The sequence below is a fragment of the Streptomyces sp. NPDC101178 genome, assembly GCF_044767965.1.
Lineage (GTDB): Bacteria > Actinomycetota > Actinomycetes > Streptomycetales > Streptomycetaceae > Streptomyces.
Window position 1 is genome coordinate 574,497 of record NZ_JBIWOZ010000004.1, and the last position, 25,778, is coordinate 600,274.

At 72.0% G+C, this 25,778-nt stretch carries 23 protein-coding genes; 7 read left to right on the plus strand and 16 right to left on the minus strand.

Going from position 1 to position 25,778, the window contains the following annotated elements:
• Positions 1 to 25: 25 nt before the first annotated feature.
• The 11 genes from ACIRR8_RS14895 to ACIRR8_RS14945 form a co-directional block, all read right to left on the minus strand.
• Complete coding sequence (locus ACIRR8_RS14895) at positions 26 to 1,129, minus strand: polyprenyl synthetase family protein (protein ID WP_404063838.1); 1,104 nt, start codon at positions 1,127 to 1,129, stop codon at positions 26 to 28.
• Positions 1,126 to 2,511: a hydroxysqualene dehydroxylase HpnE gene (hpnE, locus tag ACIRR8_RS14900; protein ID WP_404063841.1), complete on the minus strand. Its 1,386-nt coding sequence runs from the start codon at positions 2,509 to 2,511 to the stop codon at positions 1,126 to 1,128. Before hpnE ends, ACIRR8_RS14895 begins: the two co-directional genes overlap by 4 nt.
• Positions 2,512 to 2,647: 136 nt before the next feature.
• Positions 2,648 to 3,568 carry a presqualene diphosphate synthase HpnD gene (gene hpnD, locus ACIRR8_RS14905; protein ID WP_404063844.1) on the minus strand — a complete coding sequence of 307 codons (921 nt, stop codon included), beginning with the start codon at positions 3,566 to 3,568 and terminating at the stop codon, positions 2,648 to 2,650.
• A gap of 29 nt (positions 3,569 to 3,597) precedes the next feature.
• Positions 3,598 to 4,509: a squalene synthase HpnC gene (hpnC, locus tag ACIRR8_RS14910; protein ID WP_404063847.1), complete on the minus strand. Its 912-nt coding sequence runs from the start codon at positions 4,507 to 4,509 to the stop codon at positions 3,598 to 3,600.
• A gap of 419 nt (positions 4,510 to 4,928) precedes the next feature.
• Positions 4,929 to 5,714, minus strand: coding sequence for an ABC transporter ATP-binding protein (locus tag ACIRR8_RS14915; protein WP_404063849.1), 786 nt, complete (start codon positions 5,712 to 5,714; stop codon positions 4,929 to 4,931).
• Positions 5,707 to 6,636, minus strand: coding sequence for an ABC transporter permease (locus tag ACIRR8_RS14920; RefSeq protein ID WP_404063852.1), 930 nt, complete (start codon positions 6,634 to 6,636; stop codon positions 5,707 to 5,709). Before ACIRR8_RS14920 ends, ACIRR8_RS14915 begins: the two co-directional genes overlap by 8 nt.
• 101 nt (positions 6,637 to 6,737) lie before the next feature.
• Positions 6,738 to 7,583 carry a glycosyltransferase family 2 protein gene (locus tag ACIRR8_RS14925; RefSeq protein ID WP_404064337.1) on the minus strand — a complete coding sequence of 282 codons (846 nt, stop codon included), beginning with the start codon at positions 7,581 to 7,583 and terminating at the stop codon, positions 6,738 to 6,740.
• Positions 7,584 to 7,618: 35 nt separating this feature from the next.
• Positions 7,619 to 8,398, minus strand: coding sequence for a CDP-alcohol phosphatidyltransferase family protein (locus ACIRR8_RS14930; RefSeq protein WP_404063854.1), 780 nt, complete (start codon positions 8,396 to 8,398; stop codon positions 7,619 to 7,621).
• On the minus strand, positions 8,376 to 9,437 hold the full coding sequence (locus ACIRR8_RS14935; protein ID WP_404063857.1) for an iron-containing alcohol dehydrogenase family protein: 1,062 nt from the start codon (positions 9,435 to 9,437) through the stop codon (positions 8,376 to 8,378). Before ACIRR8_RS14935 ends, ACIRR8_RS14930 begins: the two co-directional genes overlap by 23 nt.
• Complete coding sequence (locus tag ACIRR8_RS14940) at positions 9,425 to 10,162, minus strand: sugar phosphate nucleotidyltransferase (RefSeq protein WP_404063860.1); 738 nt, start codon at positions 10,160 to 10,162, stop codon at positions 9,425 to 9,427. The genes ACIRR8_RS14935 and ACIRR8_RS14940 overlap by 13 nt, the downstream gene beginning before the upstream one ends.
• Entirely contained in the window at positions 10,159 to 11,913 is a 1,755-nt protein-coding gene (locus ACIRR8_RS14945; RefSeq protein WP_404063862.1) for a DUF5941 domain-containing protein, read from the minus strand. The genes ACIRR8_RS14940 and ACIRR8_RS14945 overlap by 4 nt, the downstream gene beginning before the upstream one ends.
• Positions 11,914 to 12,230: 317 nt before the next feature.
• On the opposite strand from ACIRR8_RS14945, the gene galE reads away from it, so the two are divergent.
• The 4 genes from galE to idi all read left to right on the plus strand — a co-directional run bounded on the left by galE (position 12,231) and on the right by idi (position 16,574).
• Positions 12,231 to 13,229 carry a UDP-glucose 4-epimerase GalE gene (gene galE / locus ACIRR8_RS14950; protein ID WP_404063865.1) on the plus strand — a complete coding sequence of 333 codons (999 nt, stop codon included), beginning with the start codon at positions 12,231 to 12,233 and terminating at the stop codon, positions 13,227 to 13,229.
• A 160-nt stretch (positions 13,230 to 13,389) separates the two neighbouring features.
• Entirely contained in the window at positions 13,390 to 14,331 is a 942-nt protein-coding gene (locus tag ACIRR8_RS14955; protein WP_404063868.1) for a cation diffusion facilitator family transporter, read from the plus strand.
• Between the two features lie 221 nt (positions 14,332 to 14,552).
• Positions 14,553 to 15,833 (plus strand): GNAT family N-acetyltransferase, encoded by a 1,281-nt coding sequence (locus tag ACIRR8_RS14960; RefSeq protein ID WP_404063871.1) that lies wholly within the window; start codon positions 14,553 to 14,555, stop codon positions 15,831 to 15,833.
• A gap of 147 nt (positions 15,834 to 15,980) precedes the next feature.
• Positions 15,981 to 16,574 (plus strand): isopentenyl-diphosphate Delta-isomerase, encoded by a 594-nt coding sequence (idi, locus tag ACIRR8_RS14965; protein ID WP_404063874.1) that lies wholly within the window; start codon positions 15,981 to 15,983, stop codon positions 16,572 to 16,574.
• 27 nt (positions 16,575 to 16,601) lie between these two features.
• On the opposite strand, the gene ACIRR8_RS14970 is transcribed toward idi, so the two are convergent.
• On the minus strand, positions 16,602 to 17,057 hold the full coding sequence (locus ACIRR8_RS14970) for an ATP-binding protein (RefSeq protein WP_404063877.1): 456 nt from the start codon (positions 17,055 to 17,057) through the stop codon (positions 16,602 to 16,604).
• A 146-nt stretch (positions 17,058 to 17,203) separates the two neighbouring features.
• Positions 17,204 to 17,905: an HdeD family acid-resistance protein gene (locus ACIRR8_RS14975; RefSeq protein WP_404063880.1), complete on the minus strand. Its 702-nt coding sequence runs from the start codon at positions 17,903 to 17,905 to the stop codon at positions 17,204 to 17,206.
• Positions 17,906 to 17,985: 80 nt separating this feature from the next.
• Between ACIRR8_RS14975 and ACIRR8_RS14980 the strand changes: the two genes are divergently transcribed.
• A complete protein-coding gene (locus tag ACIRR8_RS14980) occupies positions 17,986 to 18,759 on the plus strand; it encodes an enoyl-CoA hydratase/isomerase family protein (RefSeq protein WP_404063883.1) in 774 nt (257 codons plus the stop codon).
• 75 nt (positions 18,760 to 18,834) lie between these two features.
• Here ACIRR8_RS14980 and ACIRR8_RS14985 read toward each other — a convergent pair whose 3' ends face one another.
• Positions 18,835 to 19,470, minus strand: a complete 636-nt coding sequence (locus ACIRR8_RS14985; protein ID WP_404063886.1) for a DJ-1/PfpI family protein — start codon at positions 19,468 to 19,470, stop codon at positions 18,835 to 18,837.
• Between the two features lie 33 nt (positions 19,471 to 19,503).
• Positions 19,504 to 20,469: a GlxA family transcriptional regulator gene (locus ACIRR8_RS14990; RefSeq protein WP_404063889.1), complete on the minus strand. Its 966-nt coding sequence runs from the start codon at positions 20,467 to 20,469 to the stop codon at positions 19,504 to 19,506.
• A gap of 134 nt (positions 20,470 to 20,603) precedes the next feature.
• Here ACIRR8_RS14990 and ACIRR8_RS14995 point away from each other — a divergent pair, with 134 nt between their 5' ends.
• Complete coding sequence (locus ACIRR8_RS14995) at positions 20,604 to 21,470, plus strand: hypothetical protein (protein WP_404063892.1); 867 nt, start codon at positions 20,604 to 20,606, stop codon at positions 21,468 to 21,470.
• A 174-nt stretch (positions 21,471 to 21,644) separates the two neighbouring features.
• Positions 21,645 to 24,074, plus strand: a complete 2,430-nt coding sequence (locus tag ACIRR8_RS15000; protein WP_404063895.1) for a Tex family protein — start codon at positions 21,645 to 21,647, stop codon at positions 24,072 to 24,074.
• 62 nt (positions 24,075 to 24,136) lie between these two features.
• On the opposite strand, the gene ACIRR8_RS15005 is transcribed toward ACIRR8_RS15000, so the two are convergent.
• The gene (locus ACIRR8_RS15005) at positions 24,137 to 25,774 is read right to left on the minus strand and encodes an ABC-F family ATP-binding cassette domain-containing protein (protein ID WP_404063898.1); all 1,638 of its coding nucleotides are present in this window, start codon (positions 25,772 to 25,774) and stop codon (positions 24,137 to 24,139) included.
• Positions 25,775 to 25,778 lie beyond the last annotated feature (4 nt).

Sequence of the window (25,778 nt, forward strand, 5' to 3'; positions counted from 1 at the left end):
GTTTCCGCACCACCACGGGTGCTGATCACCGTTTCCGCACCACCACGAAGTCGGCGAGCGCGGTGAGCTGCGCCCGTACCTGGTGCGGCATGTCGACACCGTGCAGCGCCTCGATGGCGACCGTGTGCTGCCTGCGGGCCTCCTGCGCGGTCCACTCGCGGCCGCCCGCCTCCTCGATGAGCGCCGCTCGGGCGGCGAACTCCTCTTCGGAGAAGCTGTCGAAGTCGTTGCTCTTGGCGTCGGCGGCGAGCAGTTCGCCGAGCCGCTCGGAGGCCGGTCCCCCGGCGGCGAGCGCGGCGACGACCGGGAGGGACTTCTTGCGCTGGCGCAGGTCGCTCCAGGTCTGCTTGCCGGTGGCCTCCGGGTCGCCCCAGATGCCGAGCAGGTCGTCGACGGCCTGGAAGGCGAGGCCCAGGTGGTAGCCGTACGCCTCCAGGGTGTCGGCGGTACGGTCGTCGGCGCCGCCGAGCACCGCGCCGATGGAGACCGCGCAGGCGAGCAGGGCGCCGGTCTTGTTGCCCTCCATCTCCAGGCACTCCTCGACGGTGACCCGCTCGCGGTGCTCGTAGGAGATGTCCTGGGCCTGCCCGTCGATGAGCTTGCGGGTGGCCGAGGTCAGCCGGCGGGCCGCGCGGCCCGCATCGACCGTGCCGAGCTCCAGCAGGACGTCGTAGGCCAGCGCGAAGAGCGCGTCGCCGACCAGGATCGCCTGGGCGGGGCCGTGCACCTTCCACACGGTGTCGCGGTGGCGGCGCTGCTCGTCGCCGTCCATCAGGTCGTCGTGCAGCAGTGAGAAGTTGTGCACGAGCTCGACGGCCACGGCGCCGGGGACGCCCGCCTCGGCGGGTGCGCCCGCCGCTTCGGCCGACAGCAGGGCGAGCGCGGGGCGCACGGCCTTGCCGCCGTCGCCGTCCGAGGGCCGTCCCTCGGCGTCGATCCAGCCGAAGTGGTAGGCCGCGACGGTGTCCATGGGCGGCGCCAGCCGGTCCACGGCAGCCCGCAGGACCGGCGCTGACAGGGCTCGTCCGCGCTCCAGAAGCGCGGTGACGTCCGTGGTCTGGTCCACGGTGTCGGAAGCCGGATTCGCCGGGGTCACTGACTCTCCTCTTGTTCCGGTGGTACTGCTCATGCCGCCTCCTGCAGCGGATGTCCATGGGGGCGGCCGAGGTCGTGGAGGGCCGCGTCGGCGGCCTGGAAGCCGCTGCGCACGGCACCCTCCATCGTCGCGGGCCAGCCGGTGGCGGTCCAGGCGCCAGAGAGGTGGAGTCCGGGCGCTCGCGTACGGGGTCCGGGGCGCAACGCGCCGACGCCGGGGGCGGGCGCGAAGGTGGCGGTGCGCTCGCGGGTGACGAAGAAGTCCCGGATGCCCGCGCCGCGTGCGGCGGGCAGGAGCCGCTCCAGCTCGGGCAGGTAGCGCTCGCGCAGCTCGGCGACGGGGAGGTCGATCTCGTCCTGGGCGGCGGACTGGGAGACCGCCAGATACTGGCCGGGGCCCTTGAGCCCCGAGGAGTGCGTACGGTCGAAGACCCACTGGACCGGCGAGCCGATCGCCGCGAAGAACGGGCGGCGCAGCACCTTGCGGTCGTAGACGACGTGCACGTTGAGGATGGGCGCGTTGTCGATGTCCAGGAGCAGGTCCGGCTCGTCCAGTGCGCCGGCGGGCAGCAGGTCGTGGGTCTCGTGCTGCGGTACGGCGAGGACGACGGTGTCGGCGGTGAGCCGCTCCCCGGCGCTCTCGACACTCCAGCGGCCGTCCTCGGTACGGGTCAGGGATCCCACCTTGGCGCGCAGCTCGGTGCGGACGCCCGCGGTGTCCAGGGCCTTGCGGGCGAGGGTGTCGTGCAGCTCGCCGAGCGGCACGGTGGCCCAGCCGATGTCGGCGGCGCCGGGCTCGGAGAGCAGGCCGGTCTTGAAGACCTTGGCGGCCAGTGCCATGGAGGCGTTCGGCGCGGTGGCGTTGAGGGTGGCGACGCCGACGAGGTCCCAGAGGGCCTCGATGGTCCGCTCGGACTGGCCGTGCTGCCTGAGCCAGGTGGCGAAGTCGATGCGGTCGAGCGCCGGGTCGGCGGGGTCGAGGCGGCCGAGCGCGAGGGCGGCGCGGCCGACGTTCGCCTTCTCGGCGAGGGAGAGGTGCGGGTAGGCCGCGAGGCCGCCGGCGAGGTGCAGCGGTACCGGCAGGCCGGTGCGGCGGATGCGCCCCAGGCGCGGTCCGGCGGCACGGCCGACGTCCAGGACGGGGACGTCCAGGCGGTCCTGGAGCGGGGCGAGGTGGGCGGCGTCGATGCGGTCGAGGAACCAGCGGTAGCCGGTGCAGCAGCGCAGGTAGACGTGCTGGCCGTTGTCGACGGTGAGGTCGCCGCGCTGGAAGGAGAAGGCGAGGCCGCCGAGGCGGGGCCGCCCTTCGAGGAGCGTGACGTCGAGCCCGGCGTCCGCGAGCCGCAGGGCCGCGGTGATGCCGGCGAGGCCGCCTCCGACGATGACCGCGACGGGGCGCGGGGTCTCGTCGCTCATGCCTGCCCCTCTCGCCGGGCCGTCTTCGATCGCCGGACCGTCGCCGATCGCCGGGTCGTCCCGGAAGGAATCGTCGCAGTGGTGGACGCGTACGGCCACCGGAGGGTTGACCGGGCGCCGGGCGTGCCGGAGCGCATCAGGCCCGCCCCCGGGAGGTCAGGCGCGAGATGTGGCGGGCGTCCAGGCCGGAGAGGCCGCGCACCGCGACGTACGCCTTCTCGTGGCCGGGCAGCGAGACCCGGCCGCGCAGCACGGCCTCCGGGTCGCGCTCGATGCGGTCGAGGAGACGGCGGTAGATCCCGGCCATGGCGGCGACGCAGGCTCCGCTGCGTCGGTCCAGCATCGGCAGTAGGCGGTACCCCTCCGCGAACAGCGCCCGGGCCCGGCGCACCTCGAAGTGGATGAGGCCCGCGAAGTCGGAGCCGGGCGGCGGGGTGGACCGCAGGAATCCGGCCGAGCAGCCGAACTTGGCCAGATCGTCGGCGGGGAGGTAGGTGCGCCCGTTGCCGGCGTCCTCGCGGACGTCGCGCAGGATGTTGGTGAGCTGGAGCGCGAGGCCGAGCGTGTCGGCGTACTCGGAGGCCCGCTCCGCGCCGGGTGCACCCGGTTCCGTACCGAAGACGCCGAGGCTGAGGCGGCCGATGGCACCGGCGACGCAGCGGCAGTACGTCTTGAGGTCGTCCCAGGTCTCGTAGGTCGCGCCGCGCACGTCCATCAGGACGCCGTCGATCAGCTCGTCGAGCCCTTCCAGCGGGAGCGGGAAGCGGCGGGCGGCGTCGGAGAGGGCGACGGCCACCGGGTCGGTGTCGTCCTCCTCGACCTTGCCGTGCCGGACCCGGTCGAGCAGCTCGCGGGTGCTCTCCAGCCGGGTCCGCTTGGTCGCCGGGTCGAGCTCGCCGTCGCCGATGTCGTCGACGCGGCGGGAGAAGGCGTACAGCGCCGACATGGCCTGCCGCTTCTCGTACGGCAGCAGTCTGATGCCGTAGGCGAAGTTCCGGGCCTGCTGTCCGGTGACGGCCTCGCAGTAGCTGTATGCGGCCTGTACCGGTGGCGACATGTCCGTCGTCTGTCCCTCCACGGTCAAGCTCACCCCTCTCTACGCGCTCTTCGCAGGACGACTGCGACTTCGCGCAGCATGCTGGGCTTGGTGGGCTTGGGTGGTCCGGGCAGGACGTCGAAACCGGCGGCCGAGACCGCTGTGAGGGCGGCGCGGCCGCCGCCGACGAATCCGGCGAGCAGGAGCTTCAGTCTGCCGTCGACGCTCCCCACCAGGGGGACGCCGTCCTCCAGCAGCTCGCTCGCGCGCTGTGCCTCGTACGCGATCAGGGCGCGGACCGAGGCTCCGGCGGACGGGACGGCCAGGTCGGCTTCGGTGACCCGGAAGCGGTCCATGTCCTCTGCGGGCAGATAGATCCGGTCGCGCGCGAGGTCCTCGGCGACGTCCTGGAGGTGCTCGACGATCTGGAGCGCGGTGCAGACCGCGTCGGAGCGGCGTACGCGCTCGGGGCTGGTGGTGCCGGTGAGGGCGAGGACCAGGCGGCCGACGGGGTTGGCGGAGAGCTCGCAGTAGGCGGCGAGCTCCGCGTAGGTGGCGTAGCGGCGGACCTTCTGGTCCTGCCGGTTGGCCTCGATCAGGCCGAGGAAGGGTTCGGGGGTGAGCGTGCGGCGCCGCACGGTGGGGCGCAGGGCGCGGAGCAGGGGGTGGTGCGGCTCCTGGCCGGTGGTGGCGAAGACCCGGTGCAGGTCGGTCTCCAGCGCGTCGAGCATGGCGAGCCGGTCGTCGCTCTGCTCCGGCTCCAGGCCCAGGTGGCGGGCGTCGGCGCCGTCGGGGGCGAGGTCGCCGTCGCCGATGTCGTCGACGAGCCTGGCGTAGCCGTAGACCGCCATCAGGTCGTCGCGCCAGGCGCGGGGCAGGAAGAACGGGGCCACGGGGAAGTTCTCGTCCGCGGCCTTGCCGAGCGTGGCGTCGCCGGTGCGCGCCTCGGGTGTGGAGGTCACTGCGGACCGCCCGGCGCGGGGACGGCGGAACCACGTCGGAGCTGGAGATTTTCCGTCATTGCCGTCACATCTCCCGTTCTACACTGCCGACCCAAAACATCCCTTTTCGGACACGCCGCTCGTTCTTCCGAGTGCACTGCGGCACAGCGGGCGGAGCGCCGGGGGCGGATCGCCCCACTTGCCATGAATCAGCACCGCTACAGCTTACGTTGTACAGCTCACAGGGGTGCGCGGGGGTGGAGCGCCCGGGGCGCGGACGCCGCACCGCTCGTCAACCTTGCTCGTACGCCGGTGGATTGACGTCATCCGCCGGGAGGAGATCACCCCCAGGCGCTACTGCGGGTGGCCTGCACCGACCCCGTACACCACTGTGGCCCCCACCGGAAGCGGTCCGGCGGAGGCCACGGATGGCTGGGAAACTACTTGCCCGTCTCGCGTTCGTACGCCTTGAGGACTTCCTCGGTGGGGCCGTCCATCAGGAGTTCGCCCTTCTCCAGCCAGAGCGCCCGGTCGCAGGTGTCCCGGATCGACTTGTTGTTGTGGCTGACCAGGAAGACGGTGCCCGCCTCCTTGCGGAGCTCTCGGATCCGCTGCTCGGAGCGGACGCGGAACTTGTGGTCGCCGGTGGCGAGCGCCTCGTCGATCATCAGGACGTCGTGGTTCTTGGCGGCGGCGATGGAGAAGCGCAGGCGCGCCGACATGCCGGAGGAGTACGTCCGCATCGGCAGGGTGATGAAGTCGCCCTTCTCGTTGATGCCGGAGAAGTCCACGATCTCCTGGTAGCGGGAGCGGATCTCGGCCTGGGTCATGCCCATGGCCAGGCCGCCCAGCACCACGTTGCGCTCGCCGGTGAGGTCGCTCATCAGCGCCGCGTTCACGCCGAGCAGCGAGGGCTGGCCGTCGGTGTAGACCCGGCCGGACTCGGTCGGCAGCAGGCCGGCGATGGCCCGCAGCAGCGTGGACTTCCCGGAGCCGTTGGTGCCGATGAGGCCGATGGCCTCGCCGCGGTAGGCGGTGAAGGAGACGCCGCGTACGGCGTGCACCTTCCTGACCCCGCGCGGCTCGCCCTTGCCGCGGCGCATCATGCGGCTCAGCGCCGCGGTGGCGCTGCCCCGGCCGCCGCCGGTGCCGTTGACCCGGTAGACGATGTGGACATCGTCGGCGATGACCGTGGGAATCCGGCCCTGCTTGTTGTCCTCAGCCACGGCCGTACCGTTCCTCTGCCTTCCAGAAGTACACGAATCCCACGACACTCAGCAGCACGGCCCAGCCGAGGCCGACGGCCCAGACGTGGTCCGGCAGGTTCTCGGAGCCGTAGCCGTCGATCAGCGCGAAGCGGACCAGGTCCATGTAGACGGCCGCCGGGTTGTACTGGAGCACGTCGGCGATCCACGCCGGCTTGTCCTTGAGCATCACCGGGATGGAGAACATCACGCCCGAGGCGTACATCCAGGTCCGGGTGACGAACGGCATCAGCTGCGCGAGGTCGGGCGTCTTGGAGCCGAGCCGCGCCATGACGAGGGCCAGGCCGGTGTTGAAGAAGAACTGGAGAATCAGGGCGGGGATCACCAGGAGCCAGGACAGCGAGGGGTAGCTGCCGAAGATGATGGCGACCGCGACCAGCACGATCATCGAGAACAGCAGCTGCTGGAGCTGCTGGAGCGAGAAGGAGATGGGGAGCGAGGCCCGGGGGAAGTGGAGGGCCCGGACCAGTCCGAGGTTGCCGGAGATCGACCGGACGCCCGCCATCACGGAGCTCTGGGTGAAGGTGAAGACGAAGACTCCGGTGACCAGGAACGGCACGAAGACGTCGTCGGGAATCCCCTCCCTCGTCCCCAGGATGAGTCCGAAGATCAGGTAATAGACAGCGGCGTTCAGGAGAGGGGTGACCACCTGCCACAGCTGGCCCAGTTTGGCCTGGCTGTACTGCGCGGTCAGCTTGGCCCGGGAGAAGGCCAGGATGAAGTGGCGTCGGCCCCAGAGCTGTCGCAGATAGGCCAGCAGTCCAGGCCGGGCACCGCTCACGGTCAGGCCGTACTTGGCGGCCAGCTGGGCCGCGCCGAGGCCCTCGTCGGCGGACGGCGGGGCCCCGAGGGCCACCCCACCGTCGTGGGTCGTGTCACTCACAAGTTGAAACTCTCGTCTTCACGCGCAGCCAGTCGCGGGCGCGGCTCAGGCGGACAGGTCCCGGAAAGAAAATACGCCTCATGCTCTCAGAGGAAAGCTTCTCAGATGACCGGAGGTCGCCCCAGCCGCGTCAGCCGCCACACCGTACGCCACTTCATCGGGCGGCGCGGCCCGCAGGGCGTCGTCCAGCCCTCCCGGAAACCGCCGAACCAGGCCTTCAGCGCGGGTGGTGACGGGCGCCTCACCAGCGTCAGCAGCAGCCAGACCCCGAGGTAGAGGGGGATCAGCGGGGCGGGCAGGTTCCGGCGGGCCAGCCAGACCCGGTTGCGGGCCACCATGCGGTGGTGGACGGCGTGCCGGGAGGGGGCCGTGGTGGGGTGGTGGAGGACCAGGTCCGCGCGGTAGTCGATCATCCAGCCGGCGTCCAGCGCCCGCCAGGCGAGGTCGGTCTCCTCGTGGGCGTAGAAGAACTGCTCCGGCAGCGGGCCCGCCTCGGCGAGGACTCTGGTGCGTACGGCGTTGGCGCCGCCGAGGAAGGTCGTCACGCGGGAGGAGCGCATCGGGTCGGCCGCCCGGAGCCGGGGCACGTGGCGGCGCTGGGTGGCGCCGGTGTCCGGGTCGGCGATCCGGAAGGTGATGATGCCGAGCCTCGGGTCCGCCGCGAACGCCTGACGGCAGAGCTCGGCGGTGTCCCGGTTCGGGAGCAGCCCGTCGTCGTCGAGGAAGAGCAGGACGTCCACGTCCGCGCCGGACGGGCCGAACGCCGCGATGCCGACGTTGCGGCCGCCGGGGATGCCGAGGTTCTCCGGCAGCTCCACCGTCCGCACCCCGGCCGGCACGGGCCCGACCGGCGCGCCGTTGCCGACCACCACGACCTCGATCCGGTCGCCGTCCTGCGCCAGGACCGAACCGAGGAGGGCACGGAGGTCGTCGGGGCGGTCGCCCATGGTGATGATCACCGCGCCCAGTCTCGTGGCAGAGGTCACTTCAGCCTGCTGGACGCCAGGACGGAGACGAGGTGGAGCAGGGTCTGCAGGAGGGCGATGCCGGCCAGTACGGCGGTGGCGAGGCGGGTGTAGAAGAGGTCGCCGCCGATGGTGTCCAGGATCGCGACGAGCAGGATGAGCAGCGAGGCCTCGATCCCGAGGATCAGCCGGTGGAACTTGAGCGCTCCGGCCACGCGGCGGGCCAGCGCCATGCCGGAGGAGCGCGGCTCGGAAGCCGCCTCCTTGACCGGCGGCAGCCCGCCCTGGTGGCGGGCGACGCCGACCAGGTCCGTCTCGGCCTTGATCATGATCGCGCCGAGCGCGGCGAGCGTGCCGAGGAAGGCCCAGAGCCAGTCGATCCGGCCCTCGCCCCAGATGTCGGCGGCACGCAGGCCGAGGCCGACGAGGACGGCCGCGTCGCACAGGTAGGCGGCGACCCGGTCCAGGTAGACCCCGCTCAGCGAGTACTGCTTCTTCCAGCGGGCCAGTTCGCCGTCGACGCAGTCGAAGAGCAGATAGAGCTGGACCATGAGCACACCGAGCAGGGCGCCCGGTATGCCGGGCACCAGCAGGGCCGGTGCGGCCAGGACTCCGGCCAGCGTCATCACGTACGTGACCTGGTTCGGCGTGACCTTGGTGTTCACCAGGTAGCGGTCGACCCGCAGGGAGACCTCACGCATGTACAGGCGGCCGGCCCAGTGCTCGCCGCTGCGCCGGTCCTTCACCCCCGGAGGGTGCACGACCGGACGGAGTTCAGCTACTGATGGTCGAGGCATAGTCGGCGTACGCGTCCCTGATCTGGTCGGTGGACAGGTTGAGGTGCTCCAGGACGGTGAAGCGTCCCGGTCGGGTCTGCGGCGCGTAGTCGACGGCCCGGATGAACTCGTCGACGGTGAACCCGATCTCCTCGGGCAGCACCGGCAGACCGTGGCGGCGCAGGGTCGATGCCATCTGGAGGGAGTCCTGACGGGCACCGCGCAGATGCATGGCGAAGCAGGCGCCGATGCCGACCTGCTCGCCGTGGCTGGCCGCCCGCTGCGGGTACAGCAGGTCGAAGGCGTGGTTGATCTCGTGGCAGGCGCCGGAGGCCGGACGGGAGTCGCCCGCGACCGACATCGAGATGCCGGTCAGGACCAGCCCCTCGGCCAGCACCTTGAGGAAGGCGTCGTCGCCGACGCCGCCGGGGTGGCGCAGCACGGCCTCGCCGGCCTGGCGGGCCATGGCGGCCGCGAGTCCGTCGATCTCCTCGCCGTTGACCTCGTGGGCCAGCTCCCAGTCGGCGACGCAGGAGATGTTCGAGACGGCGTCGCCGATGCCGGAGCGGACGTACCGGGCGGGCGCCTCACGGATCACGTCGAGGTCGATGACCACGGCGATCGGCGTGGGCACGCCGTAGGAGCCGCGTCCGTTGTCGTTGTCCAGCGTGGCCACCGGCGAGCAGAGGCCGTCGTGCGAGAGGTTCGTCGCGACGGCGACCAGGGGCAGCCCGACCCGCGCCGCGGCGTACTTCGCCACATCGATGATCTTGCCGCCGCCGAGGCCGACCACCGCGTCGTACCGGGTGCCCTTGATCTCGTCGGCGAGCTTCACCGCGGAGTCGATGGTGCCGTCGCGGACGGCGTACCAGTCGGCACCCGGCAGGACCGGGGCGAGCCGCTCCTTGAGGGCGCGCCCGGAGCCGTCGCTGATCGCGATGGCGAGCTTGCCCGAGGAGGAGATCCGCTGATCGGCCAGGAGACCCGCCAGATCGTCCATGGCGCCGCGCCGGATGTCGACGACGACCGGGGACGGAATGAGCCGGGTCAGTACTGGCACGCGATCTCCCGGCCCTTCTTCAGGTCGTCGTGGTTGTCGATCTCGACCCAGGTGACGGTGCCGATCGGGGCCACGTCGACGGTGAAGCCGCGGTTGACGAGCTCCTGGTAGCCGTCCTCGTAGTAGAGGTCGGGGTCGCGCTCGAAGGTGGCCTTCAACGCGTCGGCGAGCTCCTCGGCGGCCTCGGCCTCGATGAGGGTGACGCCGATGTACTCACCGGTCGCGGTGGCCGGGTCCATCAGCTTCGTGATGCGCCGGACGCCCTCGCCCTCCTCGGTGATGACCTTCATCTCCTCGTCGGCGAGGCGCTTCTCGGTGTCCAGGGCGAGGATGATCCGCCGGCCCTCGCCGCGGGCGTCCAGGAGGGTCTTCTCGACGGAGACCGGGTGCACGGTGTCGCCGTTGGCGAGGATCACGCCGCGCCTGATGACGTCACGGGCGCACCACAGGGAGTAGGCGTTGTTCCACTCCTCGGCCTTGTCGTTGTCGATGAGGGTGAGGGTGACGCCGTACGTGGCCTCCAGCTCGGCCTTGCGGGCGTGGACGGCCTCCTTGCGGTAGCCGACGACGATCGCGACCTCGGTGAGTCCGACCTCGGCGAAGTTGGCGAGCGTGAGGTCGAGGACCGTCCTGTCGCCGTCGACCGGGACGAGCGCCTTGGGGAGGGTGTCCGTGTAGGGGCGCAGACGTCGTCCTGCACCGGCTGCCAGTACGAGGCCGATCATGCGAGTTCTCCTTCGTCGTGTACGGCGGGCGCCGAGGAGGACACCCAGAAGCGGATGGACTCCACGAGCACCACCAGAGCCACGGCGACCGCGAGGACGGTGAGAGCCGTGGTGAAACCTGAGGTGTGGGTGAGTACGGCGGCGAGAACGGCCACCAGCGCGGTACGGCCCTCGTGGCCACCGATCGTCCGCACCAGCCACTGGGGCGGTGCGCCGGTGCCTCCGCGGATGCGGTAGACCGTGTCGTAGTTGTGGTAGGCGACGGCCGAGACGAGCCCGAAGGCCGCCGGAACGGCGTGCGGGACGTCGCTGCGGGCCGCCAGCACGAGGATCGTGACGTACTCCGCCGCCCGGAAGAACGGCGGCACCAGCCAGTCGAGCGCGCCCTTGAGGGGGCGGGCGACGGCGAGGCCGGAGAGCAGGACGTACACGGCCGCGGCGGCGACGGTGAGCGGGCTGCCGTACGGGAGGAAGAGGGCGGCGCCGACCATCACGAGGGTGCCGAGCAGAGCGACCGCGGGGGCCGTGAACGCGCCCCGCAGGCCGGGGGCGACCGCGGCGACGCCCTGGGCCAGGGGGCCGGAGTCGGCGAGGTCCGCCAGTGCCTGGGCGGCTCGGTCGGTGCGGCCGGCCTTGCGGGTCAGCGAGCGCAGAAGGCGGCCGGCGGTGGTGTAGCAGGCGGCGAGGGCGCAGCCTGCGAGCAGGGCGTAGAAGACGATGCGGGGGGTGGTGAGCGCGGTGAGCACCGCGATCATGGCCCACCGCTCGCCGATCGGCAGCACGATCATCCGGCGCGCCCAGACCGTCCAGCCGACGCTGTCGAGCTTGTCGGAGAGGGCGGCGGTGGGGCTGGTGTTGGCGACCGCGTCGTGGTTGGCCTCGTTGAACGAGAAGTCGACGACGTGGCGGCAGGCCTGGAGGACCATCGCGCCGAGCGCGAGGACCCATACGTCGTCACCGCCTCGGGCGGCGCCGATGGCGAGGCCGGCGTAGTAGGCGTACTCCTTGGCCCGGTCGAACGTGGCGTCCAGCCACGCGCCCATCGTGGAGTACTGCAGCGAGTAGCGGGCGAGCTGCCCGTCGGCGCAGTCCAGGACGAAGGAGACCAGGAGCAGGATCCCGGCGGCGACGTAGCCGCCCCGGGTGCCGGTGGCCGCGCTGCCCGCCGCGATGAGCGCGGTGATCAGCGAGGCGGTGGTGACCTGGTTCGGCGTGAGGCCCCGGCGGGCGCACCAGCGGGCGATGTAGCGGGAGTAGGGGCTGATGCAGAAGGTGGTGAAGAAGCCGTCGTGGGCCTTGACCGCGCTGCGCAGCCGTACGGCTTCGTCGTCGACCGACGCACGTGCGGCCTCGGCCGCGGCCTGCTGTTCGGGGTCGGTGGGGACGGCGGCGACGAGCGAACCGAGGGCGGGGCGCTGTACGGCGGTGCCCTCGGCCTCCAGCGCGACGGCGATGCGGCCGGGGACGGTGCGGTCCTCGGGTGCCGGGTCGGTGTCGGGGGCGACGACGGGCGCGCCTGCGCCGACCGCGGCCGTGGTGCGGTGCAGCGCGCGCAGCAGGGCCGGCCGGGCCTGGGGCTGGGCGGTGAGCGCGCCGGGGACGGTGGCGGCGGGGAAGCGCGGGTCGGTCAGGCCGAGCCGCAGCGCGTGGAGGTGGCCCACGAAGCGCGGGTCGACGAGGGCGACCCGGCGGTCGGCCGGGACGGCGGCGAGGAGTGCTGCGGCGTCACCGGCGTCGGCGGCGCTGAGCACGTCGAAGCCCAGGGACCTCAGATCGTCCGCGAGCGACGACCCGGGTACCGGCGTACCGGTGAGGATGGCGGTCGACAGACGAACTCACTCCTTGGCACTGACGGTGGACGACACTCGGCAGCACGGCCACGAGGCGGGCCGGCGGCATGTCGGCTGAGGCTATCGGATGAACGGAAGGCCGAGTTCACCACCCGTTTGCGCGCTGTTCGGGTGGCTCCGACCGGGCCGGTTCCCTCGGCGATCATCATCCTTGATCGGTGCCCCGGCCCACAAACCGCCGGTCGGGCCGGACGGGTGTGACGCTTAGGCTGACGGTCATGACATGGCTGATCACAGGTGGAGCGGGTTACATCGGGGCACACGTGGCGCGGGCCATGGTCGCGGCGGGCGAGCGGGTCGTGGTGGTCGACGACCGCTCGACGGGCGTCGTGGACCGGCTGCCGGAGGCCGTCACGCTGGTGGAGGGCTCGGCCTCGGACCGGACGCTGCTGGACCGGGTGCTGGCCGAGCACGCGGTGAGCGGTGTGGTGCATCTCGCGGCGAAGAAGCAGGTCGGCGAGTCGGTGGAGAGGCCGCTGCTGTACTACCGGGAGAACATCGCCGGGCTGACGGTGCTGCTGGAGGCCGTGGTCGCTGCGGGGGTGCGGCGCTTCCTCTTCTCGTCGTCGGCGGCCGTCTACGGCGTACCGGACGTGGACCTCGTCACGGAGGAGACGCCCTGCCTGCCGATCAACCCGTACGGCGAGACGAAGCTCGCCGGCGAGTGGCTGGTGCGGGCCACGGGCAGGGCGCACGGGATCTCGACCGCCTGTCTGCGGTACTTCAACGTGGCGGGCGCGGCCGGGCCCGAGCTGGCGGACACCGGGGTCTTCAACATCGTCCCGATGGTCTTCGACCGGCTGACCAGGGGCGAGGCCCCGCGGATCTTCGGCGACGACTACCCCACGCCCGACGGCACGTGCGTCCGTGACTACATCCACGTCGCCGACCTGGCCGACGCCCACCTCGCCGTGGCGCGGAAGCTCGGGGTGCGCGAGGGCGGCGATCTGACGCTGAACGTGGGCCGGGGCGAGGGCGTGTCGGTACGGGAGCTGATCGACGTGATCACCGAGGTGACCGGACACACGGTGAAGCCCGTGGTGGAGCCGCGCCGCCCCGGTGACGCGGCGAAGGCGGTCGCCTCGGACGCGCGAATGGTCCGGGAGCTGGGCTGGACGGCCCGGCGGGACGTCCGCTCGATGGTGGAGTCGGCGTGGGAAGGGTGGTGCCTGCACCACCCGAAGGCGCGTACCGGCACCCATGGCGGACGTCCGTAAACGATCACGTCACCGCTCTGACCTGCGTAGCGTTTCCGCAGGTCAGAGCAGATGACAACGGTGTTCAGTCCCGTGTTGCCCGATACCCCCCACCCGTAGTTCACTGGCGTCGTCGGGCGGTTTCGCCGGGCACCGTCGCACGGAGCTGGAGGCGTTTCGCATGGGGGCTGGCCACGATCACGGGCACACGCACGGCGGGCCGCCTCGCACCGGCACGGCGGCCGCCGCGTACCGGGGCAGGCTCCGCGTCGCCCTCGGGATCACGCTGAGCGTGATGGTCATGGAGATCGTCGGCGGGGTGCTCTCCGACTCGCTGGCCCTGATCGCGGACGCCGCCCATATGGCCACCGACGCCCTGGGGCTCGGGATGGCGCTGCTCGCCATCCACTTCGCCAACCGGCCGGCCGGGCCGAACCGCACCTTCGGCTTCGCCCGCGCCGAGATCCTGGCGGCGCTCGCCAACTGTCTGCTGCTGCTGGGTGTCGGGGGCTTCCTGATCTTCGAGGCGGTCGACCGGTTCATCACCCCGGCGGAGACCAAGGGCGGCCTCGCCATCGCGTTCGCCACCGTCGGCCTGGTCGCCAACGTCGTCTCCCTCTCTCTGCTGATGCGCGGACAGAAAGAGAGCCTCAATGTGCGCGGCGCCTATCTGGAGGTGCTGGCGGACACCCTGGGCTCGGTCGCCGTGATCGTCTCGGCGGCCGTCATCATGGCGACCGACTGGCAGGCCGCCGACCCGATCGCCTCGCTGGTGATCGGCCTGATGATCGTCCCGCGCACGGTGAAGCTGCTGCGGGAGACGCTGAACGTGCTGCTTGAGTCGGCACCCAAGGGCGTGGACATGGCGGAGGTACGGGCCCACATCACGGCGCTGCCCGGTGTCCTGGGCGTCCATGACCTGCACGCCTGGACGATCACCTCCGGGATGCCGGTGCTCTCCGCGCATGTGGTGGTGCGCCAGGAGATGCTCGACTCGATAGGCCACGAGAAGGTGCTGCACGAGCTGCAGGGCTGCCTCGGCGACCACTTCGACGTGGAGCACTGCACCTTCCAGCTGGAACCGAGCGGTCACGCGGAGCACGAGGCGCATCTCTGCCACTGAGCCGGTCACGGTGGTGGTGTTAGGCTCGCTCGCTGAGACGTTCGAGTCTCACCGTGGACGACTCCCGGACACACCGGGACCTTTCGAGAGGAGCTGAGGTTGATGACGGTCGCGACGGCGCCTTCCCGGCGCAGCAATCGTTCTTCCCTCATCTCCCGGGTTTCCGGCTAGAACCTCTCCTTCGGGTCAGGCCGGAGCCCTCGTACACAAGGGTTCCCACGTTGACCGACCACACCGACGACGCCTCGCGCACCGAGGCGTTCTTCACCCTGCACCACCGTCTCCCCCGCCAGAGTCCCGGCTCCGACGCCACCACGCGCCGGCTGCTCGCTCTGGCCGGCCCCCTCCCCGGCCGTCCGCGCGTCCTGGACCTGGGCTGCGGTCCGGGCCGCGCATCTCTGCTGCTCGCCTCCGAGGCGGGCGCCGAGGTGACCGCGGTCGACCTGCACCAGCCGTTCCTGGACGAGCTGCGTGAGGCGGCCGACGCCCGCGGCCTGGGCGACCGTATCCGTACGGTCCGGGCCGACATGGGCGACCTCACCGGCCCCGGCTTCCCGGCCGGCTCCTTCGACCTGATCTGGGCCGAGGGGTCGGCCTACTGCATCGGCTTCGCCACCGCCGTACGCGACTGGCAGCGGCTGCTCGCGCCGGGCGGCGCGATGATGGTCTCCGAGTGCGTCTGGACCACCGACGCGCCCTCGGCCGGGGCGCGCGACTTCTGGAACCGCAACGGCTCCCTGCGCACCCGGCCGGAGACCACCGCGGCGGCCGTCGCCGCGGGCTGCACGGTCTCCTCGGTCCTGCTCCAGCCCGACAGCGACTGGGACACGTACTACGTCCCGCTCGCCGAACGGGTGGAGAGCGCCGGCCTCACGGCTCCCGGCACGTCTCCCGGTATGGAGTGGGCGCTCGCGGCCACCCGTGAGGAGCTGGCGGTACGGCGTGAGTACGGCGCGGAGTACGGCTACGCGGCGTACCTGCTGCGACCGGCCGACCCCCGCTGGACCACCCGGCCGGAGACGGCGGCGGACCGGGAGGCCGTGCACGCCGTCAACTCGGCCGCCTTTCCGACCCGGGACGAGGCCGACCTGGTGGACGCCTTGCGCGCCGACGCCGAGGCCTGGCTGCCGGAGCTGTCGTACGCGGCCGAGGCGCCGGACGGGTCCGTGGCGGCGTACGCGCTGCTGACCCGGTGCCGGATCGGGGACGCTCCGGCGCTCGCGCTGGCCCCGGTCGCCACCTCGCCCGCCTACCAGCGGCAGGGCGCCGGGCAGGCCGTGGTGCGGGCGGCCCTCGATGCGGCCAGGGTGCGCGGAGAAGCGCTGGCGGTGGTGCTCGGCGATCCCGCGTACTACGCGCGCTTCGGTTGCGTACCCGCTTCCCGGTACGGGATCCGGGCCGGGTTCGCGGTGCCGGACGAGGCGATGATGGCGCTGGTCCTGGACGATTCCGTTCCGGTTCCACCGGGAATGATCCGCTATCCGGCGGCCTTCGGGGTCTGACGGCCCGTCCGGCCCGCCGCGCTCACCGGGCACGGCGGGCCGGACATGCCCGGACCCGAAGTACGGACAAGCGGCTTTTGTACGGCAGACTTGGCCGGACTCGAGGGGTCCGGCGCACGAGGCCGGGGACCACAGACAAGGATGGGTATGCCGACCACACCAGCCACCGCGACGCACAGCTCGTCGAACGGCACCGCAGAAGCGATCATGCTCGAACTGGTCGACGAGAACGGCACCACCATCGGCACCGCGGAGAAGCTGGCGGCCCACCAGGCCCCCGGGCAGCTGCACCGCGCGTTCTCCGTCTTCCTCTTCGACGAGCAGGGACGGCTGCTGCTCCAGCGCAGGGCGCTCGGCAAGTACCACTCCCCCGGCGTCTGGTCGAACACCTGCTGCGGCCACCCCTACCCGGGCGAGGCCCCCTTCGCGGCGGCGGCCCGGCGTACGTACGAGGAGCTGGGCATCGCGCCCTCGCTGCTCGCGGAGGCGGGCACGGTCCGCTACAACCACCCGGACCCGGCCTCGGGCCTGGTGGAGCAGGAGTTCAACCACCTGTTCGTGGGGATGGCACAGGACGCGCTGAAGCCGGACCCGGAGGAGGTCGGCGAGACGGCGTTCGTGACGGCGGCGGAGCTGGCGGAGCGGCATGCCGAGGCGCCGTTCTCGGCATGGTTCATGACGGTGCTGGACGCGGCGCGTCCGGCGATCCGTGAGCTGACGGGTCCGTCCGCGGGCTGGTGAGCCTCGCGCGGATCGCGTACGGGGCGGTCAGAGCTGCGTCTTCAACGGCAGCGCCGCCCAGATGATCTTGCCGCCGCCGGCGGTGTGCTCCACGTCGCAGGTACCGCCCGCCTCCGCGGTGACCTCCTTGACCAGCAGCAGCCCGCGGCCGCCGGTCTGCGCGTAGTCCGTCTCCAGGGCGGTGGGCCGGTAGGGGTGGCTGTCCTCGACCGACACTCTGACCCAGTCGGCCCCGATGGCCACCTCGACCGCCAGCTCGGGCGAGAGCAGCGCCGCGTGTTTGACGGCGTTGGTGACCAGCTCCGAGACGATCAGCAGCAGACCCTGGAGGACGTCCTCCTCGATCGGCACGCCCTGGCGGTCCAGAAGGTCGCGCACGGCGTGCCGGGACTGGGGTACGGACACATCCACCGCGGGGGCGGTGAAGCGCCACACCCCCTCGTACGACACGGGATCGGCAGGGGCACTCCCGAGGCTCTCCATCGTCCGGCACCAGCTCTCACTCGCACTGCACTGACCGTCGAGTAAAGAGTGTTGGGAATGGCTTGGTCCGTACCGTGCCACTGATCGGAAATAGCTGTGTATCGGCGCTATTTGACCGAGGGTGCGCGATGGCGCCAGGTGGCCGCCTACTCCTGACCGTCTCCCGGGGCCTTGGGCGTACGGTCCGTAGTCGGGCCGGGTGCATCGAGCCGATCGTCGGGCCGGTCTTCCAGCTGCTCCGAGACCATGCTGACGATGCGCCGGCCGCCGACCCCGATGGCGATGAGGCCGAGGCCGTCGAAGAGCAGGGCCAGCGAGAAGAAGACGCCGAGAACGTACAGGCTGCTGTGCGGCCAGTCGAACAGCACCAGCAGGCCCAGCAGCAGCCCGAAGGCGCCTTGGAGCAGCGTCCACCCCATCTGCGGGCCACGGACCACGACGCTGCCGACCAGCCGGAACACCCCGCCGGTCAGGAAGAGCAGCGCGGCGAACATGGTCAGCGCCTCGGCGGTTCCTTCCGGGTGGCGGATGACCACGACACCGGCGGCGAGGTTCAGTGCGGCGACCACGACGCCGAGCCAGAAGTAGTTGGTGCCGCGCGACTCGATGGCGTGTGCCAGGCCGACGAGACCGCCGATCAGCAGCAGCCAGCCGAAGAGCAGCATCGAGGTGAGGGTGGCGACGCCGGTGTAGATCAGACCGATGATTCCGGCGATCACCAGCAGCGTGCCGAGCAGGGCTAGCCAGCTGAAGCTGCGGGTGAGCTTTCTGCCCTCGGCGGTGGTTCCGCGCTTGCCGCCCTGTGTGCCGGGTCCGTGCTTCCTGCCCTCGGCGGTGGGTCCGTTCATCGACAGCTCCTCACGGTGCGTGTCCGCTTCGCGACCCCTTCTTGATCATAGGTTCGAACCCTGCGGATAGCATCCGGCGCATGGACCGTACGGAACCCCGGCTGTGCTGCTCCGTCGACGGCGGGATCGCCACCGTCGTGATCAGCCACCCCGCCAAGCGCAACTCCATGACCGCCGCGATGTGGCGCGGCCTGCCGCAGCTGCTGGAGCGGCTGGCCGCCGACCCGGCGGTCCGGGTGCTGGTGCTGACGGGCGCCGGGGACACCTTCTGCGCCGGGGCGGACATCTCCACGCTGCGGGAGAGCGCCGGGGACGCGCAGGCGCTAGCGGTGGCCGCCGAGGAGGCGCTCGCCGCCTTCCCGCGGCCGACGCTCGCCGCGGTGCGCGGCTACTGCGTCGGCGGCGGCAGCCAGCTCGCGGCCGCCTGCGATCTGCGGTTCGCACAGGAGGGCGCACTGTTCGGCGTCACGCCCGCCAAGCTCGGCATCGTCTATCCGTCCTCCTCCACCCGGCGGCTGGTCGGCCTGGTCGGTCCGGCCACGGCGAAGCACCTGCTCTTCTCCGGCGAGCTGATCGACACGGAGCGGGCCCTGCGCACCGGACTGGTGGACGAGGTGCTGCCGGCCGGCGGCCTGGACGAGCGGGTGGCGGCGTACGCGGAGGTGCTGGCCTCGCGCTCCCAGCTGACGCAGGCGGCGGCGAAGGAGTTCGCGGCCGGGCGGCAGGACCGGGACGCGTACTGGGCCGGCCAGGCGCAGGGCAGCGGCGACACCGCGGAGGGGGTCGCCGCCTTCCTGGAACGGCGGGCGCCGGAGTTCACGTACACGACGGGCTCGACGGGCCCTACGAGGTGACGGGCCCTGCAGAGGTGGCACGCGCTCTATGGGGTCACGCGTCGGCCCTGAAGGGATCACGCGGTCGATCGGGTCCTACCGGGTGACGTGTCGGCTCTTGGCCCGCCACTCCTCCACCAGTGGCGCCGGGGCCTTCTCCGGCGACCCGCAGTCGTACGGCGGCTGCGGGTCGTACTCGGTGAGCAGCTGAACCGAGCGGGCCGTGTCGTCGCCCGCGATCCGGCCGAGCAGGGTGAGGCCCATGTCGATGCCGGAGGAGACCCCGGCGGCGGTGACGTACTTCCCGTCGACCACCACCCGCTCCCCCGTCGGCTCGGCGCCGAACTCCTTCAGCGCCTCCAGCGCCAGCCAGTGCGAGGTGGCCCGCCGGTCCCGCAGCAGCCCGGCCGCCGCCAGCAGCAGCGAGCCGGTGCAGACGGAGGTCGTCCAGGTGGTGGCGGCGTCCACCGCGCGCAGCCAGCCGAGCAGCACCTCGTTCTCCATCTGGGCGCTCTGCCCCGGGCCGCCCGGCACGATCACCAGATCGGGTGACGGGACCTCGGCGAAGGTCTGGTGGGCGACGAGCTGGAGACTGCCGCTGTCGTTGACGACGGGGCCGGTGCGTTCGGCGACGAAGACGACCTCGGCGCCGGGGGCGCGGCTGAGGATCTCGTACGGTCCTACCGCGTCCAGGGCGGTGAAGCGGTCGAAGAGCGCGATGGCGATCTGCACGGGGCTGCCTTTCGGTGGACGGGTGGGGTCGGGTCAGGTGGTGGTGGACATCGGCGTACGGAAGCGGCGGCGGTACTCCGCCGGTGCCGTGGCGAGGGCCTTCACGAAGGCGCGGCGCATGGCCTCCGGCGTCCCGTAGCCGCTGGCGCGGGCGATCCGCTCGACGGGGTCGGAGGTGTCCTCCAGGAGCCTGCGGGCGTGCTCCAGGCGTACGCGGTCCACGTACCGCCCCGGTGTCATCCCGGTCTCCTCCCGGAACGCGCGGGCGAAGTGCCGGGGCGAGAGCCGGGCGCGGGCGGCGAGGGTCTCGACGGCGAGATCGGCGTCCGGGTGCTCGGTGATCCAGTGCTGGACCTCGCGCAGCGGTTCGCGCCGTGCCGTCTGCGCGCTGAGCTGGGCGCTGAACTGGGCCTGGTTGCCGGGGCGGCGCAGGAAGACGACGAGGTGGCGGGCGATGGTCAGCGCGAGGTCCCGGCCGTGGTCCTCCTCGACCAGTGCGAGGGCCAGGTCGATGCCGGCGGTGACGCCCGCCGAGGTGGCCAGCCGTCCGTCCCGTACGAAGATCGGGTCGGGGTCGACGTGGACGGCCGGGTGGTCGCGGGCGAGCTGTGCGCAGTAGTTCCAGTGGGTCGTGACCCGGTGGCCGTCCAGGAGGCCCGCCTCGGCCAGCAGCAGGGCCCCGGTGCACACGGAGACCAGCCGCTCCGCCTGCCCGGCGTGAGCCCGCAGCCAGGCTGTCAGCTCCGGGCGGGAGTCGCGGGTGCCGTGTCCGCCGGGGACCAGCAGCGTGTGCGGTACGGGTGCCTCGGCGAGGCTGCCGTCAGGGACCAGGGCCAGTCCGCCGCTCGTGCGGACGGGGCCGCCGTCGAGCGAGGCGGTGCGCAGGTCGTAGGCGATGCCCGGCGCCCTGGAGGCCCCGGCGAAGACCTCCATCGGACCGGTCACATCGAGGCTCTGGACGCCGTCGAAGAGGACGGTGAGCACGGATCGCTGGGTCACGCCTGTCATCCTGGGCGGTGAGCGGCGGTGGCCGCAATGACGACTATCCCACCTTTTCTGCCATCGGGCCTTTCCCCGCGCCGGACACAACCCCCGGCCTTCCCGACGTACCGACCAGTCGGTAACGTGCGGGTATGAGTACTCTTCCGGCCCGTGCGGAACGCCGCTGCCACAACGCCGTCAACCCGCTGCACTCGTGCCTCTTCTTCTCTCCCGACCTCGGCGCCGAGATGGGGAAGCTCGGCATCGAGGACCCGAGCGCCGCGTACTTCGCGACCCGGGCCGCCGCGTTCGGGGCGGTGGGGGCAGGCACCGTCACCGCGACCTTCTACAACTTCAACCCCGCCCTGGTGGCCGAGCACGTGCCCGCCGTCTGGTCCGTGGCCTCGCCCGAGCAGGTGCTCGGGGCCCGGCTGCGGGCGGCGGACGCGACGCTGCGGCGGCTGCTCGGCGAGGAGATCATCGGCTCCGAGGAGATGGCGGAGGCGGCCCGGCTCGCGCTGCGCGCCACCGAGGCGTGCACCCCGCACGCCCGGCCGCTCTACGCGGCCCACGCGGAGCTCCCGGTGCCCGAGGAGCCGCACCTGGCGTTCTGGCACGCCGCGACCCTGCTGCGCGAGCACCGGGGCGACGCGCACCTCGCCGCGCTGCTCGCCGCCGGTCTGGACCCGGTCGAGTCGCTCGTCAGCCACACCGCGACCGGCAAGGGCATGGCCATCCGCTGGATCCTCTCCTCGCGCGGCTGGCGCCGCACCGACTGGGAGGCGGCGTCCGAGCGGCTGCGGAAGCGCGGGCTGCTCGTCGCCGGCGAGGAGCTGGCGCTGACCGAGGCGGGGACGGCGCTGCGCGCGGAGGTGGAGGAGGCGACGGACCGGATGGACACGGCCCCGTACGAACACCTCGGAGCGGCAGGCGTGGAGCGGCTCACCGAGCTGGGGCGCGGCTTCCTGTTCACGGCCGCGGCGAACGGCGCGTTCCCGGCCGAGGCGACCGGGCGCTGACCCGCGCGACGGGCCCGGAGCTCCCGCACGCGGTGCGGGGGCTCCCGGGCGTGTTCCCCGAGGTCATGCGACACGGCCCCCGGCCACCCGGCACAATGCAGCCTTGGGGGTCCGATCCGACCGAGAGGGCCCCGTCAACTGCACAGCCAGTACGAGAAGGCGAGTCGGGAAACCGTGACGACGTCCATCGAAGGCAGGATCGCCGAGGAGCTCGGCGTACGTGAGCGACAGGTCAGGGCGGCCGTCGAGCTGCTCGACGGCGGTTCCACCGTGCCGTTCATCGCGCGCTACCGCAAGGAGGCGACCGAATCGCTCGACGACGCGCAGCTGCGCACGCTGGAGGAGCGGCTGCGCTATCTGCGGGAGCTGGAGGAGCGGCGTACGTCGATCCTCGAATCCGTACGCGAGCAGGGCAAGCTCGACGCCGCGCTGGAGGCCGCGATCCGGGGTGCCGAGACCAAGGCGCGCCTGGAGGACATCTACCTGCCGTTCAAGCCGAAGCGGCGGACGAAGGCGCAGATCGCCCGGGAGGCGGGGCTCGAACCGCTGGCGGACGGCCTGCTCAAAGACCCTTCGGCCGATCCGCTCGCCGCGGCCGCCGCGTTCGTGGACGGCGACAAGGGTGTGGCGGACGCGGCGGCCGCTCTGGAGGGCGCGCGGGCGATCCTCACCGAGCGGTTCTCCGAGGACGCCGACCTGACGGGTGAGCTGCGCGAGCGCATGTGGACCCGTGGCCGGCTGGCGGCGAAGGTGCGTGAGGGCCAGGAGGAGGCGGGCGCCAAGTTCGCGGACTACTTCGACTTCGCTGAGCCGTTCACCGCGCTGCCCTCGCACCGGGTGCTCGCGATGCTGCGCGGCGAGAAGGAGAACGTGCTCGACCTGGTCCTGGAGCCGGAGGAGCCCGAGGCCGCCGAGCGGCCGGGCCCCTCGACGTACGAGAACATGATCGCCCGCCGCTTCGAGATCGCGGACCGGGGCCGGCCGGGCGACAAGTGGCTCGCGGACACGGTGCGTTGGGCGTGGCGGACCCGGATCCAGGTGCACCTCGGCATCGACCTGCGGCTGCGGCTGCGCACGGCGGCGGAGGACGAGGCGGTACGCGTCTTCGCCTCGAACCTGCGCGATCTGCTGCTCGCCGCACCGGCCGGGACGCGGGCCACGCTGGGCCTGGACCCCGGATTCCGTACGGGGGTGAAGGTCGCGGTCGTCGACGCGACCGGCAAGGTGGTGGCCACCGAGGTGATCCACCCGCATGTGCCCGCCAACAAGTGGGACCGGGCGCTGGCGACCCTCGCGCACCTCGCGAAGGAGCACGCGGTCGACCTGATCGCGATCGGCAACGGCACCGCCTCCCGTGAGACGGACAAGCTTGCCGGTGAACTGATCGACAAGCACCCGGAGTTGAAGCTCACCAAGGTGATGGTCTCGGAGGCGGGCGCCTCGGTGTACTCCGCCTCCGCCTTCGCGTCGCAGGAACTCCCGGACATGGACGTCTCGTTGCGCGGCGCGGTCTCGATCGCGCGGCGGCTCCAGGACCCGCTGGCCGAGCTGGTGAAGATCGACCCGAAGTCGATCGGCGTCGGCCAGTACCAGCACGACCTCTCCGAGGTGAAGCTCTCGCGCTCGCTGGACGCGGTCGTAGAGGACTGTGTGAACGGCGTCGGCGTAGACGTCAACACCGCCTCCGCGCCGCTGCTTTCACGGGTCTCCGGGATCAGCTCCGGTCTCGCCGAGAACATCGTCGCGCACCGCGACACCAACGGCCCCTTCCGTTCCCGCAAGGCGCTCAAGGACGTGGCGCGGCTCGGCCCGAAGGCGTACGAGCAGTGTGCGGGCTTCCTGCGGATCCGGGGCGGCGACGACGCGCTGGACGGTTCCAGCGTGCACCCCGAGGCGTACCCGGTGGTGCGGCGGATGGGGAAGAGCGCGGGCGGCGAGGTCGCCTCGCTGATCGGCAACGCGGAGGCGCTGCGGTCGCTGCGGGCGGCGGACTTCGTGGACGACATGTTCGGCCTGCCGACCGTGACGGACATCCTGAAGGAGCTGGAGAAGCCGGGGCGCGACCCGCGGCCCGCTTTCCGCACGGCGACCTTCAAGGAGGGCGTCGAGAAGCTCGGCGACCTGGAGCCGGGCATGGTGCTGGAGGGCGTCGTGACGAATGTGGCCGCCTTCGGCGCGTTCGTCGACATCGGCGTCCACCAGGACGGGCTGGTGCATGTGTCGGCCCTGTCGAAGACGTTCGTGAAGGACCCGCGTGAGGTCGTGAAGCCCGGGGACATCGTGAAGGTCAAGGTCATGGACGTCGATGCGCCGCGCAAGCGGATCTCGTTGACGCTGCGGCTGGACGACGAGCCGGGCGCCGGCGGCGGTGGGCAGGGTCGCGGTGAGCGCGGCTCGCGTCCGCCGAAGCAGCGGCAGGGCCAGGGCGGTCAGGGATCCGGTGGCGGGCAGGGCCGTCAGGGCGGCGGCCGGGACCGGCGCGGCGGTGGCGGCGGCGGGTCGCGGCAGGGGCAGGGCGCTCCGGCTCCGGCGAACAGCGCGATGGCCGATGCGCTGCGGCGGGCCGGGCTGACCGATCCGAAGCAGGGCGGCCGGGGGCGCTGAGCCCCGGAAGGCTGTGGGGGCGGGTCGCCGTGTGCGGCCCGCCCCCACCCCCGCAACTCCGTTCAGACTTCCTTGACCTGGCCGTCCGCCACTTCGATGCGGCGCGTCACGCGGACCGCTTCGAGCATCCGGCGGTCGTGGGTGACCAGCAGCAGCGTGCCCGTGTAGCTCTCCAGGGCCGACTCCAACTGCTCGATGGCGGGCAGGTCCAGATGGTTCGTCGGCTCGTCGAGGACCAGGAGGTTGACTCCTCGGCCCTGGAGCAGGGCGAGGGCGGCGCGGGTGCGTTCGCCCGGGGAGAGGCTGGTGGCCGGGCGCATCACATGATCGGCGCGTAGGCCGAACTTGGCGAGCAGGGTACGGACTTCGGCCGGTTCCTCGTCGGGCACCGCCGCGCAGAACGCCTCCAGCAGCGACTGGGGGCCGAGGAAGAGTCTGCGGGCCTGGTCCACCTCGCCGACCACGACGCCCGAACCGAGCGTGGCGTGACCGGAGTCGAGCGGGATCCGTTCCAACAGGGCGGCGAGCAGCGTGGACTTGCCCGCGCCGTTGGCTCCGGTGATGGCGACCCGGTCGGCCCAGTCGATCTGGAGCGAGGCGGGGCCGAACGAGAAGTCTCCGCGCACCACTCGGGCCTCGCGCAGGGTCGCGACGACCGAGCCGGAGCGTGGGGCGGTGGCGATCTCCATCCGCAGCTCCCACTCCTTGCGCGGCTCCTCGACGACATCCAGGCGCTCGATCATGCGCTGGGTCTGCCGGGCCTTCGCCGCCTGCTTCTCGCTCGCCTCGCTGCGCGCGTTACGGCCGAGCTTGTCGCCGTCGGTGGCCTTGCGGCGGGCGTTCTTGACGCCCTTGTCCATCCAGGAGCGCTGCATATGGCCGCGCGCTTCGAGGGCGGCTTTCTTGTCGGCGTACTCCTCGTACCCTTCGCGGGCGTGGCGGCGGGCGGTCTCGCGCTCCTCCAGGTAGGCCGCGTAGCCACCGCCGTACAGGTTGATCTGCTGCTGCGCGAGGTCGAGCTCCAGCACCTTGGTGACCGTGCGCATCAGGAACTCGCGGTCGTGGCTGATGACGACGGTCCCGGCCCGTAGCCCCGAGACGAAGCGCTCCAGCCGTTCGAGGCCGTCGAGGTCCAGGTCGTTGGTGGGCTCGTCCAGCAGGAAGATGTCGTAGCGCGAGAGCAGGAGCGAGGCGAGTCCGGCGCGGGCCGCCTGACCGCCGGAGAGCGCCGTCATCGGAAGGTCGAGACTCACGCTCAGGCCCAGTTCGGCGGCGACCTGCGCGGCCCGCTCCTCCAGGTCCGCACCGCCGAGGGCGAGCCAGCGCTCCAGGGTCTCGGAGTACGCGTCGTCCGCGCCTGGAGCGCCGGAGACCAGGCCCTCCGTCGCCTCGTCCATGGCGCGCTGGGCGTCGGCGACGCCGGTGCGCCGGGCCAGGAACGCGGCCACGGTCTCGCCTTCGCGCCGCTCGGGCTCCTGCGGGAGGTGTCCGACGGTGGCGGTGGGCGGCGAGAGGCGCAGCTCGCCCTCCTCCGGGCGGTCGAGTCCGGCGAGCAGGCGGAGCAGGGACGATTTTCCGGCGCCGTTGACTCCGACGAGACCGATCACGTCTCCGGGGGCGACGACGAGGTCGAGTCCGGCGAAGAGTGTGCGGTCGCCGTGTCCGGCGGCGAGGTCCTTGGCGACGAGGGTGGCAGTCATCAGG